General features: G+C 72.2%; 14 protein-coding genes. 7 read left to right on the forward strand and 7 right to left on the reverse strand.

Annotated features, from left to right (window positions below):
* The first annotated feature begins 22 nt into the window (after positions 1 to 22).
* From EDD90_RS45630 to EDD90_RS45645, 4 genes are all read left to right on the forward strand, one after another.
* The gene (locus EDD90_RS45630) at positions 23 to 2,530 is read left to right on the forward strand and encodes a sensor histidine kinase (RefSeq protein WP_123978910.1); all 2,508 of its coding nucleotides are present in this window, start codon (positions 23 to 25) and stop codon (positions 2,528 to 2,530) included.
* The gene (locus EDD90_RS45635; RefSeq protein WP_123978911.1) at positions 2,527 to 2,964 is read left to right on the forward strand and encodes a roadblock/LC7 domain-containing protein; all 438 of its coding nucleotides are present in this window, start codon (positions 2,527 to 2,529) and stop codon (positions 2,962 to 2,964) included. Before EDD90_RS45630 ends, EDD90_RS45635 begins: the two co-directional genes overlap by 4 nt.
* A gap of 17 nt (positions 2,965 to 2,981) precedes the next feature.
* Positions 2,982 to 3,395 carry a DUF742 domain-containing protein gene (locus EDD90_RS45640; RefSeq protein WP_123978912.1) on the forward strand — a complete coding sequence of 138 codons (414 nt, stop codon included), beginning with the start codon at positions 2,982 to 2,984 and terminating at the stop codon, positions 3,393 to 3,395.
* Positions 3,396 to 3,556: 161 nt separating this feature from the next.
* Entirely contained in the window at positions 3,557 to 4,162 is a 606-nt protein-coding gene (locus EDD90_RS45645) for an ATP/GTP-binding protein (protein WP_123978913.1), read from the forward strand.
* A gap of 3 nt (positions 4,163 to 4,165) precedes the next feature.
* Here EDD90_RS45645 and EDD90_RS45650 read toward each other — a convergent pair whose 3' ends face one another.
* Positions 4,166 to 4,594, reverse strand: coding sequence for a PPOX class F420-dependent oxidoreductase (locus EDD90_RS45650; protein WP_123978914.1), 429 nt, complete (start codon positions 4,592 to 4,594; stop codon positions 4,166 to 4,168).
* A 98-nt stretch (positions 4,595 to 4,692) separates the two neighbouring features.
* Here EDD90_RS45650 and EDD90_RS45655 point away from each other — a divergent pair, with 98 nt between their 5' ends.
* Entirely contained in the window at positions 4,693 to 5,106 is a 414-nt protein-coding gene (locus EDD90_RS45655) for a roadblock/LC7 domain-containing protein (protein WP_123978915.1), read from the forward strand.
* A gap of 126 nt (positions 5,107 to 5,232) precedes the next feature.
* Positions 5,233 to 6,156, forward strand: coding sequence for a DUF6397 family protein (locus EDD90_RS45660; protein ID WP_123978916.1), 924 nt, complete (start codon positions 5,233 to 5,235; stop codon positions 6,154 to 6,156).
* Here EDD90_RS45660 and EDD90_RS45665 read toward each other — a convergent pair.
* Together EDD90_RS45665 and EDD90_RS45670 are read right to left on the reverse strand one after the other, a co-directional pair.
* Entirely contained in the window at positions 6,153 to 7,019 is an 867-nt protein-coding gene (locus EDD90_RS45665) for an acyl-CoA thioesterase II (RefSeq protein WP_123978917.1), read from the reverse strand. The two genes, EDD90_RS45660 and EDD90_RS45665, sit on opposite strands and share 4 nt — an antisense overlap.
* Before the next feature lie 49 nt (positions 7,020 to 7,068).
* Positions 7,069 to 9,582, reverse strand: a complete 2,514-nt coding sequence (locus EDD90_RS45670) for an RNA helicase (RefSeq protein WP_123978918.1) — start codon at positions 9,580 to 9,582, stop codon at positions 7,069 to 7,071.
* Positions 9,583 to 9,727: 145 nt separating this feature from the next.
* Between EDD90_RS45670 and EDD90_RS45675 the strand changes: the two genes are divergently transcribed.
* Positions 9,728 to 10,522 carry a metal-dependent hydrolase gene (locus tag EDD90_RS45675; RefSeq protein ID WP_123978919.1) on the forward strand — a complete coding sequence of 265 codons (795 nt, stop codon included), beginning with the start codon at positions 9,728 to 9,730 and terminating at the stop codon, positions 10,520 to 10,522.
* A gap of 74 nt (positions 10,523 to 10,596) precedes the next feature.
* Here EDD90_RS45675 and EDD90_RS45680 read toward each other — a convergent pair whose 3' ends face one another.
* The 4 genes from EDD90_RS45680 to EDD90_RS45695 all read right to left on the reverse strand — a co-directional run bounded on the left by EDD90_RS45680 (position 10,597) and on the right by EDD90_RS45695 (position 15,161).
* Positions 10,597 to 10,857 carry a type B 50S ribosomal protein L31 gene (locus EDD90_RS45680; protein WP_123978920.1) on the reverse strand — a complete coding sequence of 87 codons (261 nt, stop codon included), beginning with the start codon at positions 10,855 to 10,857 and terminating at the stop codon, positions 10,597 to 10,599.
* 51 nt (positions 10,858 to 10,908) lie between these two features.
* Complete coding sequence (locus EDD90_RS45685) at positions 10,909 to 11,379, reverse strand: DUF5709 domain-containing protein (protein ID WP_123978921.1); 471 nt, start codon at positions 11,377 to 11,379, stop codon at positions 10,909 to 10,911.
* Positions 11,380 to 11,571: 192 nt separating this feature from the next.
* Entirely contained in the window at positions 11,572 to 13,353 is a 1,782-nt protein-coding gene (locus tag EDD90_RS45690) for an ABC transporter ATP-binding protein (RefSeq protein ID WP_123978922.1), read from the reverse strand.
* A complete protein-coding gene (locus EDD90_RS45695) occupies positions 13,350 to 15,161 on the reverse strand; it encodes an ABC transporter ATP-binding protein (RefSeq protein ID WP_123978923.1) in 1,812 nt (603 codons plus the stop codon). The genes EDD90_RS45690 and EDD90_RS45695 overlap by 4 nt, the downstream gene beginning before the upstream one ends.
* Positions 15,162 to 15,205 lie beyond the last annotated feature (44 nt).

Consider the following 15,205-nt stretch of genomic DNA (forward strand, 5'->3'; position numbering starts at 1 on the left):
TCCACTCCCGAGCGAGGAGGCCATGCGTACACCCCGTAGGACCCCCACAACAGGCCCGGAGACAACGTCCCCGCAGCCGCGGCGCGGCCGCCGTGCACACGCCGGACCACCCGCCGACGAACCCGTCGACGATCTCGCCGACACCGCGGAGGACGGCGCACCCGCACGCCCGGGCGGCTGGCGGATCCGCCCCCGGACCGTCCGGGCCAAGGTCGTCTGCCTGCTCATGGTGCCGGTCATGTCCCTGCTCGCCCTGTGGGCGTACGCCACCGTCACCACGGCACAGGACGTCTCCCGGCTCCGCCAGTCCCAGCGCGTGGACGCCGCATTGCGCACCCCGGTCGCCACCGCCGTGGCCGCGCTCCAGGCCGAGCGCGCCGTCGCCGTCCGCTACGCGACCGACCCGTCTGCCGAACAGTCCGGCGACCTCAAGGCACTCGGCACCCGCACCGACCAGGCCGTGGCCGCGCTGCGACTCGGCAAGGGCAGCACCGTCGCGGACAGCGAGGAACTGCCCGCCGGTGTCGCCCAGCGCCTGGAGACCTTCGTCACCGGCGCCGAGCACCTGCGCACGCTGCGGACGGCGGTCCGGAACCGCAGCGCCCGCTGGGACGAGGCCTACGGGCAGTACACGCAGACGATCGCCACGGCCTTCGCCGTGGACGGCGCCCTCACCGGCATCCAGGCCGACGACATGGGCTCCGACGCGCGCGTACTGCTCGAATTCTCCCGCGCGGGCGAAGCGCTCGCCCAGGAGGACGCGGTCCTGGCCGGCGCCCGGCCGAACGGCGGCCTCGATGGCGAGCGGCTGCGGCTGTTCACCGGGGCCGTCGAAACCCGCCGTGTCCTCACCGACGCCGTCGTCGCCGACCTGCCCGGTCCACAGCGCACCGCCTGGCGCGACCTCGCCGCCGGCGACGACTACAGCGCGCTGGGCACCGCCGAGGACAAGATCCTCGCGAGGGCACCCGGAGCCAAAGGGCCCGACGCGGCCCAGGCGGCCACCTGGAACACCGCTCACGCGCGCGTACAGGACGGTATGCAGACCATCCAGGCCGACACGGCACGCGCGGTCGCCGGCCGCGCCGACCCGTTCGCGCGCGGTCTGCTCACCCCGGCCGGCGCCGCTGTCATCCTCGGACTCCTCGCCGTGGCCGCCTCGCTCGTCATCTCCGTACGCATCGGCCGCGCCCTCGTGGTCGAACTCGTGAGCCTGCGCAACAGCGCACTGGAGATCGCCCGCCGCAAACTCCCCGAAGCGATGCGCAGACTGCGGGCCGGTGAGGAGATCGACGTCCGTGCGGAGGCACCCCCGGGGCCGCCCGCGGAGGACGAGACCGCCCAGGTCGCCGAGGCCCTCGCCACCGTGCACCGCGCCGCCCTGCGCGCCGCCGTGGAACGCGCCGAACTCGCCAGCGGCATCTCAGGGGTCTTCGTCAACCTCGCCCGCCGCAGCCAGATCCTCGTGCACCGCCAGCTGAGCCTGCTGGACAGCATGGAACGCCGCTCCGACGACCCCAACGAACTGAGCGACCTCTTCCGTCTCGACCACCTCACCACCCGCATGCGCCGCCACGCGGAGAGCCTGATCATCCTCTCCGGCGCGGCCCCCGGCCGGGCCTGGCGCATGCCCGTCTCCCTGACCAACGTCGTACGGGCAGCCGTGTCCGAAGTCGAGGACTACGCGCGCGTGGAGGTACGACAGCTCTCCGAGGCGGCCGTCATCGGCGCGGCCGTGGCCGACCTCACCCATCTGCTCGCCGAGATCGTGGAGAACGCGGCCCAGTTCTCGCCGCCGCACACGCGCGTGCGCGTCACCGGGGAACCCGTCGGCAACGGCTACGCCGTCGAGGTCGAGGACCGCGGCCTCGGCATGGGTCAGGAGACCCTCATCGAGGCCAATCGGCGCATCGAGCAGTCCGAGGCCCTCGACCTGTTCGACAGCGACCGGCTCGGCCTGTTCGTGGTCAGCCGGCTCGCCGCCCGCCACGGCATCAAGGTGCACCTGCGCACCTCCCCCTACGGCGGCACCACCGCCGTGGTCCTGCTGCCGAAGGCCCTGCTGCACGGCGGCCCGGCGGAACGTTCCGGCCGCCCGGCGGCCGACACCGGACAGGTACCGGAACGCGAGTACGCGCGCGTGCCCGGCGCCGAGCTCCCGGAGGCCGCCCCCGCCGACCGGCCCGCCCTCGCCGTCACCGCCCGCCCGTCCCCGCACCCGGCGCCCGAGCCGCCGCCTCCCGGAGTCACCACCTTGAGGCCGCACCGCCCACCGCACACCTCCGAGTCCCCGGACGACGACCTCCCACGCCGGGTGCGGCAGGCGAGCCTCGCACCCCAACTGCGCGATCCGCGCGCCGAGGAGCCCGCCCCCGCCCGCCGGCCGGACGAACGCACCCCCGAAATCGTCCGCGACCGTATGGCGGCCTACCGCGACGGCTGGGCGCGCGGCGGCGGCAGACAACCCGGCCGTGGAGCCGCCCCGGAACCCGACGAGGGCACCGACAGCACCGAAGGAGACCGCGCATGATCCAGGACCCGAGCCCGAGGGCAGACCGGCGCTCCGGCGAACTCGACTGGCTGCTGGACGACTTGGTGCTGCGCGTCACCGAAGTACGGCACGCCGTCGTGCTGTCCAACGACGGTCTCGCCGTCGGCGCCTCGACCGGTCTCAAACGCGAGGACGCCGAGCACCTCGCCGCCGTGGCCTCCGGCTTCAACAGCCTCGCCAAGGGCGCCGGACGGCACTTCGGCGCGGGCGGGGTGCGTCAGACCATGGTCGAGATGGACGATGCCTTCCTCTTCGTGGCCGCCGCCGGCGACGGCTCCTGCCTGGCCGTGCTCACCGCCGTCACCGCCGACATCGGTCTGGTCGCCTACGAGATGGCACGACTGGTCAAGCGCGTCGGCGAGCACCTCTACACGGCGCCGCGCGTCACCGCGCGGCCCCCCGCGGCCGGATGACCGGAAGACCGCCACCGATGACCGAGTACACGACCGGCATCCCGCAGGAGCCGGGCAGCCAGTGGTACGACAGCGAGGCCGGGCCCCTGGTCCGTCCCTACGCCATGACCGGCGGCCGTACCAAACCCGGCCCCACCGGGGTGCGGTTCGACCTGATCGCCCTGGTCACCCTCGACCCGAACGCGCCCGTCGCCGACGACGACACCGCGCTCGGTCCCGAACACCGGGCGCTGATCGATCTGTGCCGGGTGGAGACGCAGTCCGTCGCCGAACTCGCCGCCGGAGCCGACCTGCCCGTGGGCGTGATCCGGGTGCTGCTGGGCGACCTGCTGGAACTGGGCTGCGTCACCGTGAGCCGCCCGGTGCCACCGGCCCAGCTCCCCGACGAACGGATTCTGCGCGAGGTCATCGCGGGATTGCGGGCACTGTAGATGAGTATTCGGAACCAACCGGGCGGGAGCAGGTCACAACAGATGTGTTCCGGTCCAACCACCCACGACGCGGCGGCCGTTGTCATGATGCTGGCTTCGCGTCCCGAGCACCGCGAGCGTCCGGACGTCGGCCGAGGTCGGCCCTCCCGAGAGAAGTGATCATGGTCTCCGAGCATTCCGAGCCCGCCACCGACGACACCTCGGCGATGGCGCTCAAGATACTGGTCGCCGGCGGCTTCGGCGTCGGCAAGACGACCCTGGTGGGCGCCGTCAGCGAGATCCGGCCGCTGCGCACCGAGGAAATGCTCAGCGAGGCCGGGCAGTTGGTGGACGACACGGACTGCGTGGACCAGAAGGTCACCACCACCGTCGCCATGGACTTCGGGCGCATCACCATCCGCTCCGGGCTCTCCCTGTACCTCTTCGGCACCCCGGGCCAGGACCGCTTCTGGTTCCTCTGGGACGAGCTGTCACAAGGCGCCCTCGGCGCCGTCGTCCTCGCCGACACCCGGCGCCTGGAGGACTGCTTCCCGGCGGTCGACTACTTCGAGCACCGGCACATCCCGTTCGTCGTCGCCGTCAACTGCTTCACCGGCGCCCGCACTTACGGCGCCCTCGACGTCTGCCGCGCCCTCGACCTGGACCAGGGCACGCCCGTGGTGCTGTGCGACGCCCGCGACCGGGACTCCGGCAAGGAGGTGCTGATCCGGCTCGTCGAGTACGCCGGGCGGATGCACACCGCCCGGCTTCTCGACTCGGTGGGCTGACCTTCAGCCCGTCAGGTCCTTGAGCGCCACCACCTTCTCCACGGTGACCCGGACCAGCAGCTCGCCCGGGACGCCGTTGCGGGCACCGAACTCCTCCGCGCGCTCCTCTCCCATGTAACGAGCCGCGATCCGGGTGGCCGAATCACGCAGCGCGCCCGGCTCCTCCGAAAGCCGGGCGCGCCCGTTCAGCACCACGAAGTGGAAGGGGGGCCGGTCGTCGTCCACGCAGAGGGCGACACGCCCGTCACGGGCGAGATTGCGCCCTTTCACCGTATCCCTGCCGGTGTTGAAGACCAGGTCGTCACCGTCCAGCAGGAACCAGACAGGGGCCACATGAGGGCTGCCATCTGCGTTGACGGTGGACAGCTTGCCGGTGCGGGTGCCGTACGAGACGAACGCCCGCCATTCGTCGTCGGTCATCTTCTGTGCCATGTCCCCATCCTCCTTGCCCGGACGGCGGTGGTGGGGAAGGCTGGCGGGGAGATCCTCCAGCCAGGGGGAGGGGACGGCACACGGGGAGACGCTACGACATGGCGCAGAACCAGGGACTCGGCTGGCTGCTCGACGACCTGACCGAGCGCGTGGAGCACGTACGGCACGCGCTGGTCCTGTCGAACGACGGACTGGTCACGGGGGCGAGCACGGGCCTTCGTCGGGAGGACGCGGAGCATCTGGCCGCCGTCGCCTCCGGGCTGCATAGCCTCGCCAAGGGCTCCGGACGCCACTTCGGCGCGGGCCAGGTCCGCCAGACGATGATCGAGTACGACGACGCGGTCCTGTTCGTCACAGCCGCCGGAACCGGTAGCTGTCTGTGCGTGCTCAGCGCGGCGGAGGCCGACATCGGCCAGATCGCCTACGAGATGACCCTGCTCGTCAACCGCGTCGGCGAACACCTCGGCGTGGACGCCCGGCAACCGGAGCGGTCCTCCATAGCAGACCTCTGACCTGCGGGTTCGCCCCTCGGTGCGGGGTTATCCACAGGCTCGCCACAGGATTCGCCGGAACGGCTACGGTTTTTCCACGGCGAGCGCACCCGGCGCGAGCCACCCGCTCCACGGGGGAGACCGAGCATGCCCGGCACCACGACCATTGCCCAACCCCACCCGCTCAACTACGCGTTCGGCCGCGCGGCCCGTGAACTGGATCTCAGGCGGGGCGAGTTCGACCTCGCGGTGCACCTCGGCCGGATCCGCACAGTGCCCGACGAGGGCGGCGGAGGCCGCCGTGTTCCATGGACCGAGATCGAGCGGCTCCGGGACCGGACCGAAACCCTCCGCGAGAGCGTGAAAGCCGTGGGTACGACCGAGGGCGCGGCCCTCATGGAGATTCCGCCGGGCAGGTTCACCCGCTTCGCGAAACTCGGCCTGGTGACCCCGGTGAAGTGGTACCCGAACCGGTACCGGGCCGTGGTCTGGCTCTATCTGGCGGAGGAGCTACGGCAGTTCGCGGCAGACGAGAAGAACGCGCGGCTGCTCACCGGCCGGACGCCCGAGGAGTTGCGTGACCGGCTGAGGGCGGGAGCGGACCAGCGGGCCCGCAACTGGCGGGGACGGCACTGCGGTTTCCTGCTGAGGCAGACCGAGGGGCCGTGGCAGCGGGCCGGGGTCGTGGCCGGCTTCCTGGACCCCGGTGAGATCGACGACCTCCTCACGGACCCGCACGAGCGCGCGTATGTGCGGGCTTTCCTGCCGGTCCCGCCCGCCCACGGCGCGCCGGGCTCGCCCGTCGCGCTGCTCGCCGAGGAACTCATGACGGCGGACGACCCGGACGAGATCGACTGGTTCCGGAACGACCTGGCACGGGAAGTCGCGGAAGCCCGCACGCTTCGGCCGGCGCCCCGCCCCGCCGCACCGCCGCAGCTCACCGTGCCCGCGGAGCCGCGGCCCGCGCATGCTCCCGCCCGGCCGAAACACCCGCGAGGCCTGCGCGGCTGGCTGCTTCGCAGAAGCCCCCGCCCCACCCACCCACTGACGGGCCCGGACCGCGTCGGCTAGAGCGCCCGGAACAGCCCCTCCTGGACGACCGACACCAGCAGCCGCCCCTCCAGGTCGTAGACCCGCCCGCGGGCCAGGCCCAGACCGCCCGTGGCGACGGGGGACTCCTGCTCGTACAGGAACCAGTCGTCCGCGCGGAACGGCCGGTGGAACCACATGGCGTGGTCCAGTGAGGCGATGTCGAAGTTCCGCTGCCCCCACAGCGGTTCGACGGGCACGCGGACCGCGTCCAGGAGGGTCATGTCGCTGGCGTAGGTCAGCGCGCAGGTGTGCACCAGCGGATCGTCGCCCAGCGGACCCACCGCGCGCATCCACACCGCGCTGCGCGGCTCGGCGCCCGCTATCTCCTCGGGGTGCCAGCGCAGCCGGTCGACATAGCGGATGTCGAAGGGCTGGCGGCGCGCCATCCGCTCCAACTGCTCGGGCAGCTCGCCCAGATGCTTGCGGATCTCCTCGGCGAGCGTCGGCAGCGACTCCGGGTGCGGCACCTCGCGGGCCGGCGGCAGCTGGTGCTCGAAAGCTCCCACCTCAGGCTTGTGGAAGGAGGCGGTCAGATTGAAGATCGTGCGGCCCTGCTGCACGGCGGTGACCCGGCGCGTCGTGAACGAGCGCCCGTCCCGGACCCGTTCGACCTGGTACACGATCGGCACGCCCGGCCGGCCCGGGCGCAGGAAGTACGCGTGCAGCGAGTGCACCGGACGGTCGCCCTCCGTGGTGCGGCTGGCGGCGACCAGCGCCTGGCCCGCCACCTGGCCGCCGAAGACCCGCTGGAGGGACTCCTGGGGGCTGCGGCCGCGGAAGATGTTGACCTCGATCTGCTCCAGGTCGAGCAGGTCGACGAGTCTCTCGGCCGGGTTGGTCATGGGTGGGGTTCTCCTGTGGTGGGAGCCGGTCGGGTCGGGTTCGCCAGGGTCAGAGCTGGCCGACGTCGGTGACGCGGACGACCGCCCGGCCCTCGGCGTCGGAGGCCGTCAGGTCGATCTCCGCGCTGATGCCCCAGTCGTGGTCGCCGTTCGGGTCGTCGAAGATCTGGCGGACCCGCCACAGCGCGTTCTGCGGCTCCTCCTGGATCACCAGCAGCTTGGGGCCGCGCGCGTCGGGCCCGGTACCCAGGTCCTCGTACTCGTCCCAGTACTTGTCCATGGCCTCGCCCCAGGCGTCGGCGTCCCAGCCGGACTCCGCGTCCATCTCGCCCAGCTCGTCGACCTGGTCGAGGGCGGCCAGCTCCACGCGCCGGAACATCGCGTTGCGGACCAGGACCCGGAAGGCGCGCGCGTTGGCCGTGACCGGCTTGACCTCGTCGGCCTTCTCCTGGGCCTGCTCCGCGGTCATCTCCTCCGGGTTGGCGAGCTGCTCCCACTCGTCCAGCAGGCTGGAGTCGACCTGGCGGACCGTCTCGCCCAGCCATTCGATGAGGTCCTGCAGGTCCTCGGACTTGAGGTCGTCCGGGATGTTGTGGTCGAGGGCCTTGTAGGCGCTGGCGAGGTAGCGCAGCACGATGCCCTCGGTGCGGGCCAGCTCGTAGAAGGACACCAGCTCCGTGAAGGACATCGCCCGCTCGTACATGTCCCGGATCACCGACTTCGGCGACAGCGGATGGTCGCCGACCCACGGGTGGCTCTTGCGGTACGTGTTGTACGCGTGGAAGAGCAGCTCCTCCAGGGGCTTCGGGTAGGAGACGTCCTGGAGACGCTCCATGCGCTCCTCGTACTCGACGCCGTCCGCCTTCATCGCGGCCACGGCCTCGCCCTTCGCCTTGTTCAGCTGGGCGACCAGGATCTGCCGCGGGTCGTCGAGGGTGGACTCGACGACGGACACCATGTCGAGCGCGTACGACGGCGACTCGGGGTCGAGGAGCTCGAACGCGGCCAGGGCGAACGTGGACAGCGGCTGGTTGAGCGCGAAGTCCTGCTGGAGGTCGACCGTGAGGCGGACGATACGGCCGGTGGCGTCCGGTGTGTCCAGCTTCTCGACGATCCCGCCGTCCACCAGCGAACGGTAGATGGCGATCGCCCGGCGGATGTGCCGCAGCTGCTGCTTGCGCGGCTCGTGGTTGTCCTCCAGCAGATGGCGCATCGCCTCGAAGGCGTTGCCGGGGCGGGCGATCACCGACAGCAGCATGGTGTGCGTCACCCGGAAGCGCGAGGTCAGCGGTTCCGGCTCGGACACGATCAGCTTCTCGAACGTGGTCTCCGTCCAGCCGACAAAGCCCTCCGGCGCCTTCTTGCGCACCACCTTGCGCCGCTTCTTCGGGTCGTCGCCCGCCTTCGCGAGCGCCTTCTCGTTCTCGATGACGTGCTCGGGCGCCTGCGCCACGACCAGTCCGGCCGTGTCGAAGCCCGCGCGGCCGGCGCGGCCGGCGATCTGGTGGAACTCACGGGCGCGCAGGGTGCGCACGCGGTTGCCGTCGTACTTGGTCAGGGCGGTGAACAGGACCGTGCGGATCGGCACGTTGACGCCCACGCCGAGGGTGTCGGTGCCGCAGATGACCTTCAGGAGACCGGCCTGGGCGAGCTTCTCCACCAGACGCCGGTACTTGGGAAGCATGCCCGCGTGGTGTACACCGATGCCATGGCGGACGTAACGGGAAAGGTTGCGACCGAACTTGGTGGTGAAGCGGAAGTTGCCGATCAGCTCGGCGATCTGCTCCTTCTCCTCCTTCGAGCACATGTTGATGCTCATCAGCGCCTGCGCCCGCTCCACCGCCTGCGCCTGCGTGAAGTGCACGATGTACACGGGCGCCTGCCTGCTGTCCAGCAGTTCGGTGAGCGTCTCGGTGAGCGGGGTGAACTTGTACTCGTAGGAGAGCGGCACCGGGCGGGTCGCCGAGCGGACCACCGACGTCGGGCGGCCCGTACGGCGGGTGAGGTCCTTCTCGAAGAAGGAGACGTCGCCGAGGGTGGCCGACATCAGGATGAACTGGGCCTGGGGGAGTTCGAGGAGCGGGATCTGCCAGGCCCAGCCGCGGTCGCCCTCCGCGTAGAAGTGGAACTCGTCCATGACGACCTGGCCGACGTCCGCCTGCCTGCCGTCGCGCAGGGCGATGGAGGCGAGCACCTCGGCGGTGCAGCAGATGACGGGGGCGTCGGAGTTGACGGAGGCGTCGCCGGTGAGCATGCCGACGTTCTCGGTGCCGAAGATCTTGCACAGCTCGAAGAACTTCTCCGAGACCAGTGCCTTGATCGGGGCGGTGTAGAAGGTGACCTCGTCCCGGGCCAGCGCGGCGAAGTGAGCGCCCGCGGCGATCATGCTCTTGCCGGAGCCGGTCGGTGTCGACACGATCACGTTCGCCCCGGAGACCGCCTCGATCAGCGCCTCCTCCTGGTGGGGGTAGAGCGTGAGACCGCGCTCCTGCGCCCAGGCCTCGAAGGCTTCGTACAGGGCGTCGGGGTCGGCGGTCGGCGGCAGCTGATCGATGAGGGTCACGCCCCCATCTTGCCTGGCCCACCCGCCGAGGGGGGAATCGGCTTCGAGCAGGAAGATCACGACCGCTACGCTGTGGCGCCGACGGAGCGTCAACGCACCCGGTCAACTGGACAGCGGCATACGAGGAATGGGGCGGACAAGGGCCATGATGGGACCAGCACACTCACTGTCGGGAGCCGCCGCCTGGCTCGGCGTCGGAGCCGCGGCCGCCGCGGCCGGCCACCCGATGCCCTGGCCGGTGCTGCTGGTCGGCGCGCTGATCTGCGCCGGCGCCGCGCTCGCTCCGGACCTCGACCACAAGGCCGCCACCATCTCGCGCGCCTTCGGACCGCTCTCGCGCTGGGTCTGCGAGATCGTCGACAAGCTCTCCTACGCCGTCTACAAGGCGACCCGCAAGCCCGGCGACCCGCGCCGCAACGGCGGGCACCGCACACTGACCCACACCTGGGTGTGGGCGGCGCTGATCGGCGGGGGCTGCTCGGCCGCGGCGATCCTCGGTGGCCGCTGGGCGGTGCTGGCGATCCTCTTCGCGCACATGGTGCTGGCGATCGAGGGGCTGCTGTGGCGGGCGGCCCGCGGCTCCAGCAGCGATGTGCTGGTGTGGCTGCTGGCGGCGACCAGCGCCTGGATCCTGGCGGAGATCCTGGACAAGCCGGGCAACGGTTCGGACTGGCTGTTCACCCAGCCCGGCCAGCAGTACCTGTGGCTTGGGCTGCCGGTGCTGCTGGGGGCGCTGGTGCACGACATCGGGGACGCGCTGACGGTCTCCGGCTGCCCGATCCTGTGGCCCATCCCGATCGGCCGCAAGCGCTGGTACCCGCTGGGCCCGCCGAAGGTGATGCGGTTCCGCGCGGGCAGCTGGGTCGAGCTGAAGGTGCTCATGCCGGTGTTCATGGTGCTGGGCGGCATAGGCTGTGCGGCCGCGCTCAACGTGATCTGACCCGGACGCCGACCGGCCCCCGGCGCGCTGCGCGACGACGGCCGGCGGGCCTGTGCCCCGACGTGCTCCGAGGGTCAGCCCGCCGTCCCGGAGCCACCCCCGTAACGGCGCTCGAACGCGGCGACACGGCCTTCGGAGTCCACCGTGCGCGCCTTGCCGGTGTAGAAGGGGTGACTCTCCGAGGAGATCTCCACATCGACCACCGGGTAGGTCTGGCCGTCGTCCCAGTCGATGGTCTGGTCGCTGGTGGCGGTGGACCGGGTGAGGAAGGCGTAGCCGGCGGCGCGGTCACGGAAGACCACGGGGTGGTAGTCGGGTTGCTTGTCCTGCTGCATGGCGGCTCCTCGAACTATGCGGTCGGGGCGGTCGGGCAGGGTGGACCGGCGTCAGCCGTAGGCGGTGTCCTCGTCGACGATGTGCATCGCGGCCTCCTCGGCGGAGGCCCCGGCGCCGTCGATACCGACGTCGGTGGCGACGAGGCCGTTCTCGTCGTCCTCGTGCGCCCCCTCGTTCGGGGCCACGAGCCGGCCGGAGCGCAGATCGCCGACCTCGTTGTCCAGGGGTTCGCCGTCGCTGCCCTGGCAGTCGCCGATGCCGTCGCCGTCGGGGACGGCCGGCTCGGGGAGCTCCTCGGCGAGCCGCTGGTCCAGGGTCTCGCCCCGGTGGCGCTCCGCCGCGGTCACCCCGGTGTGCTCCACGGCCCAGGGCCGCTCGGGCGGGGACCAGCCACGGTCCAGGGGATCGCTGACGCCGTCGGACTCCAGCGTGTCCTCCACGTCGAGCAGCCCCGTGTCCTCACGGATCTCGGATCCGTCGGGCTGGTAGACGTCATCCCCCCATCCGTCGGCGGTGGTCACGGCTACCTCCAGGGAGTGAGGACGCGGTCCGCGGGGCGGGCCGCCGGCACGCTCGGCACGGGTGCGCGGCGCGAACCGTACGGTTCCCGGCCGGTCCCCGAACCGGTGCCGCTCTCCAGCCTTCCACCCCTGCTCGCACCCGCGCAACGGCACGGGGCCCGACCTGCGGCGCGCACCCCGTGCCGCGGCCCGTCACCCGTGCCACGACCGCCACAGCGCCGCGTAGGCGCCGTCGGCGGCCACCAGGTCGTGATGGCTGCCGAGCTCGCTGATCCGGCCGTTCTCGACCACGGCGATGACGTCCGCGTCATGGGCGGTGTGCAGCCGGTGGGCGATGGCGACCACGGTGCGGCCGTCCAGGACCCGGGCCAGGGACCGCTCCAGATGGCGGGCCGCGCGCGGGTCCAGGAGCGAGGTCGCCTCGTCCAGGACCAGCGTGTGCGGGTCGGCCAGCACCAGCCTCGCCAGCGCGATCTGCTGGGCCTGCGCCGGGGTCAGCGCCAGCCCGCCCGAGCCGACCTCGGTGTCCAGGCCCTCCTCCAGGGCCCGCGCCCAGCCGTCCGCGTCGACCGCGGCCAGGGCGGCCCACAGCTCGGCGTCCTCGGCGCCGGTCCTCGCGAGCAGCAGGTTGTCCCGCAGGGAGCCCACGAAGACGTGGTGCTCCTGGTTGACGAGGGCGACATGGGAGCGGACCCGTTCGGCGGTCATCCGGGACAGTTCCGCGCCGCCCAGCGTGATCCGGCCGTCCCGGGGCGCGTAGATCCCGGCGAGCAGCCGGCCCAGGGTGGACTTGCCCGCGCCCGAGGGACCGACCAGGGCCAGCCGGGTGCCGGGCGCGACCTCCAGGGAGACCTGGCGCAGCACGTCGACGCCCTGCAGGTAGCCGAAGCGGACCTCGTCGGCGTGCACCTCCCGGCCGGAGGGGGCCAGCGCGGCGTCCCCGGCGTCCGGCTCGATGTCGCGCACGCCGACCAGCCGGGCCAGCGACACCTGGGCGACCTGGACCTCGTCGTACCAGCGCAGGATCAGGTTGATCGGTTCGACGAGCATCTGCGCGATGAGCGCGCCCGTGGTCAGCTGACCGACGTCGAGCCGGCCGTGCAGGACGAAGACCCCGCCGAGCAGCAGGACCGAGCCGAGCACCGTGGTGTGGGTGGCGTTGAGGGCCGGGAAGAGCACCGAGCGCAGCCACAGGGTGTAGCGCTCCCAGGCCGTCCACTCCTTGATCCGGCGCTCGGACAGTGCGACGCGGCGGGCACCGAGGCGGTGTGCCTCGATGGTGCGCCCGGCGTCCACGGACTCCGCGAGGGCGGCGGCCACGGACGCGTATCCGGCTGCCTCGGAGCAGTAGCCGGCGGGCGCCCGTTTGAAGTACCAGCGGCACACGACCACCAGGATCGGCAGGGCGAGCAGCACGCTGGCCGCGAGCGGCGGAGCCGTGACGGCGAGCCCGCCGAGCAGCAGTACGACCCACACGATGCCGATGGACAGCTGCGGTACGGCCTCGCGCATGGCGTTGCCGAGCCGGTCGATGTCGGTGGTGATCCGGGACAGCAGGTCGCCCGTGCCCGCCCGCTCCAGGACGCCCGGCGGCAGCCCGACCGACCGGACAAGGAAGTCCTCGCGCAGGTCGGCCAGCATCCGCTCGCCGAGCACGGCACCCCGCAGCCGTACCTCGCGCACGAAGACGGCCTGGACGGCGAGCGCGAGCACGAACAGGCCGATGGTCGGCCCCAGACGGAGTTCACGGGCACCGTCGGAGACCCGCTCGACGAGCCCGCCGAGCAGGTACGGGCCGGCCATGGAGGCGACCACGGCCACCGCGTTGACCGCGATCAGCAGGAAGAAGGCCCGGCGGTGCCGGCGGAACAACTCGGCCACGTAGGCACGCACGGTCGCGGTGGCGCCGACGGGCAGGGTGGTGGCCGTCGTCGGGGCCGCCGGGTCGTAGGCCGGTGGCGCGACGCCGATCATGCGCTCTCCTCGATCTCTTCCAGGGCGCCGCTCCGCAGCGCCACTTCCTCGTCCAGGGAACCAGGCAGGGCCGCTTCCTCGTCGGTCTCCCGCGTCACCACGGCCCGGTATCGGGGCTCGGTGCGCACCAGTTCGCGGTGCACGCCGACCGCCACGACCTCGCCCTCGTGGACGAGCACGACCCGGTCGGCCCGGTCGAGCAGCAGCGGCGAGGAGGTGAACACCACGGTGGTACGGCCGGATCGCACCTCCCGGATGCCCTCCGCGATCCGCGCCTCGGTGTGGGAGTCGACGGCGGAGGTGGGCTCGTCCAGGACGAGCACCCCGGGGTCGGTGATCAGCGAGCGGGCCAGGGCGAGCCGTTGGCGCTGGCCGCCCGACAGGGAGCGGCCCCGTTCGGTGATCCGGGCGTCCATCGGGTCGGTGATGTCCAACGAGCCCTGGACCAGGGCATCCAGGACGTCCGTGCACTGGGCGGCGGCCAGCGCGTCCTCGGCCCGCACGGCCCCGGAGGCCGGCACGTCGAGCAGTTCGCGCAGCGAACCGGACAGCAGCACCGGGTCCTTGTCCTGGACCAGCACCGCGGTGCGGGCAGCGGCCAGGGGCAGTTCGTCCAGCGGCACCCCGCCGAGCAGCACGGAGGTGCCGGCCTCGGCCGGGTGGCCGCCGAGGCGTTCGGCGAGGTCTCCGGCCGTGTCGGGGTCGCCGCAGACCACGGCCGTCAGCTGTCCCGTGGGCGCGAGCAGACCGGTGGCCGGGTCGTACAGGTCGCCGGCCGGAACCGTGTCCGCTCGCGAGCCGCCGGTGTCGGTGGCCCGCTCCAGGGAGAGCACCCGCGCGGCCCGTTTCGCCGAGGGACGGGAGAAGGAGTACGCCATGGCGATCTCGGTGAAGTGCTGCAGCGGGTAGTTGAGGATCATGACCGCGCTGTAGACGGTGACCAGTTCGCCGACGGTGACGCGGCCCTGCCGGGCGAGCTGGACGCCGTGCCAGACGACGACGATCAGCAGCAGCCCGGGCACCAGCACCTGGATGGCGGAGATCAGCGCCCACATCCGGGCGCTGCGCACGGCGGCGTGGCGCACCTCCTGGGAGGCGCGGCGGTAGCGGTCGAGGAAGAGGTCCTCGCCGCCGATGCCGCGCAGCACCCGCAGCCCGGCGACGGTGTCCGAGGCCAGCTCGGTGGCCCGGCCGGCCTTGGTGCGCTGGAAGTCGGCGCGCCGGGTCGCCCGGGGCAGCAGCGGCAGCACGGCCAGTGCCACCAAGGGCAGGCCGACGGCGACCACCCAGCCGAGGGCCGGCTGGTAGAAGAGCAGACCGACCCCGACCAGGACGACCGTCACCGCGGCGGCGGTGAAGCGGGAGACCGCCTCGACGAACCAGCCGATCTTCTCGACGTCGCCGGTGGAGACGGCGACCACCTCGCCGGCCGCCACTCGCCGGGTCAGTGCGGAGCCCAGCCGGGTGGCCTGGCGGGCGAGCAGCTGCTGGACGCGGGCGGCCGCGGTGATCCAGTTGGTGACGGCGGCCCGGTGCAGGAAGGTGTCGCCGACGGCGATCGCCGTGCCGCACAGCACCAGCAGACCGCCCGTCAGCGCCAGCCGGGTGCCGGAGCGGTCGACGACGGCCTGCACGGCGAGGCCCACACAGAACGGGAGAGCGGAGACGGAAACGAAGTGCAGCAGGCCCCAGGCCAGGGCCTTGAGCTGGCCGCCCAGCTGGTTCCGCCCGAGCCACCACAGGAACCGGGGACCCGAACGCGCGTCCGGAACGCCAGGGTCGGAATACGGAAGATCTTGAATGTGCATGGCGTCCCAGCGGCTCGTGTCGGGGGAGGTGGCGACAAGCCGTG

It is taken from the genome of Streptomyces sp. Ag109_O5-1, assembly GCF_003814875.1.
GTDB lineage: Bacteria > Actinomycetota > Actinomycetes > Streptomycetales > Streptomycetaceae > Streptomyces > Streptomyces sasae.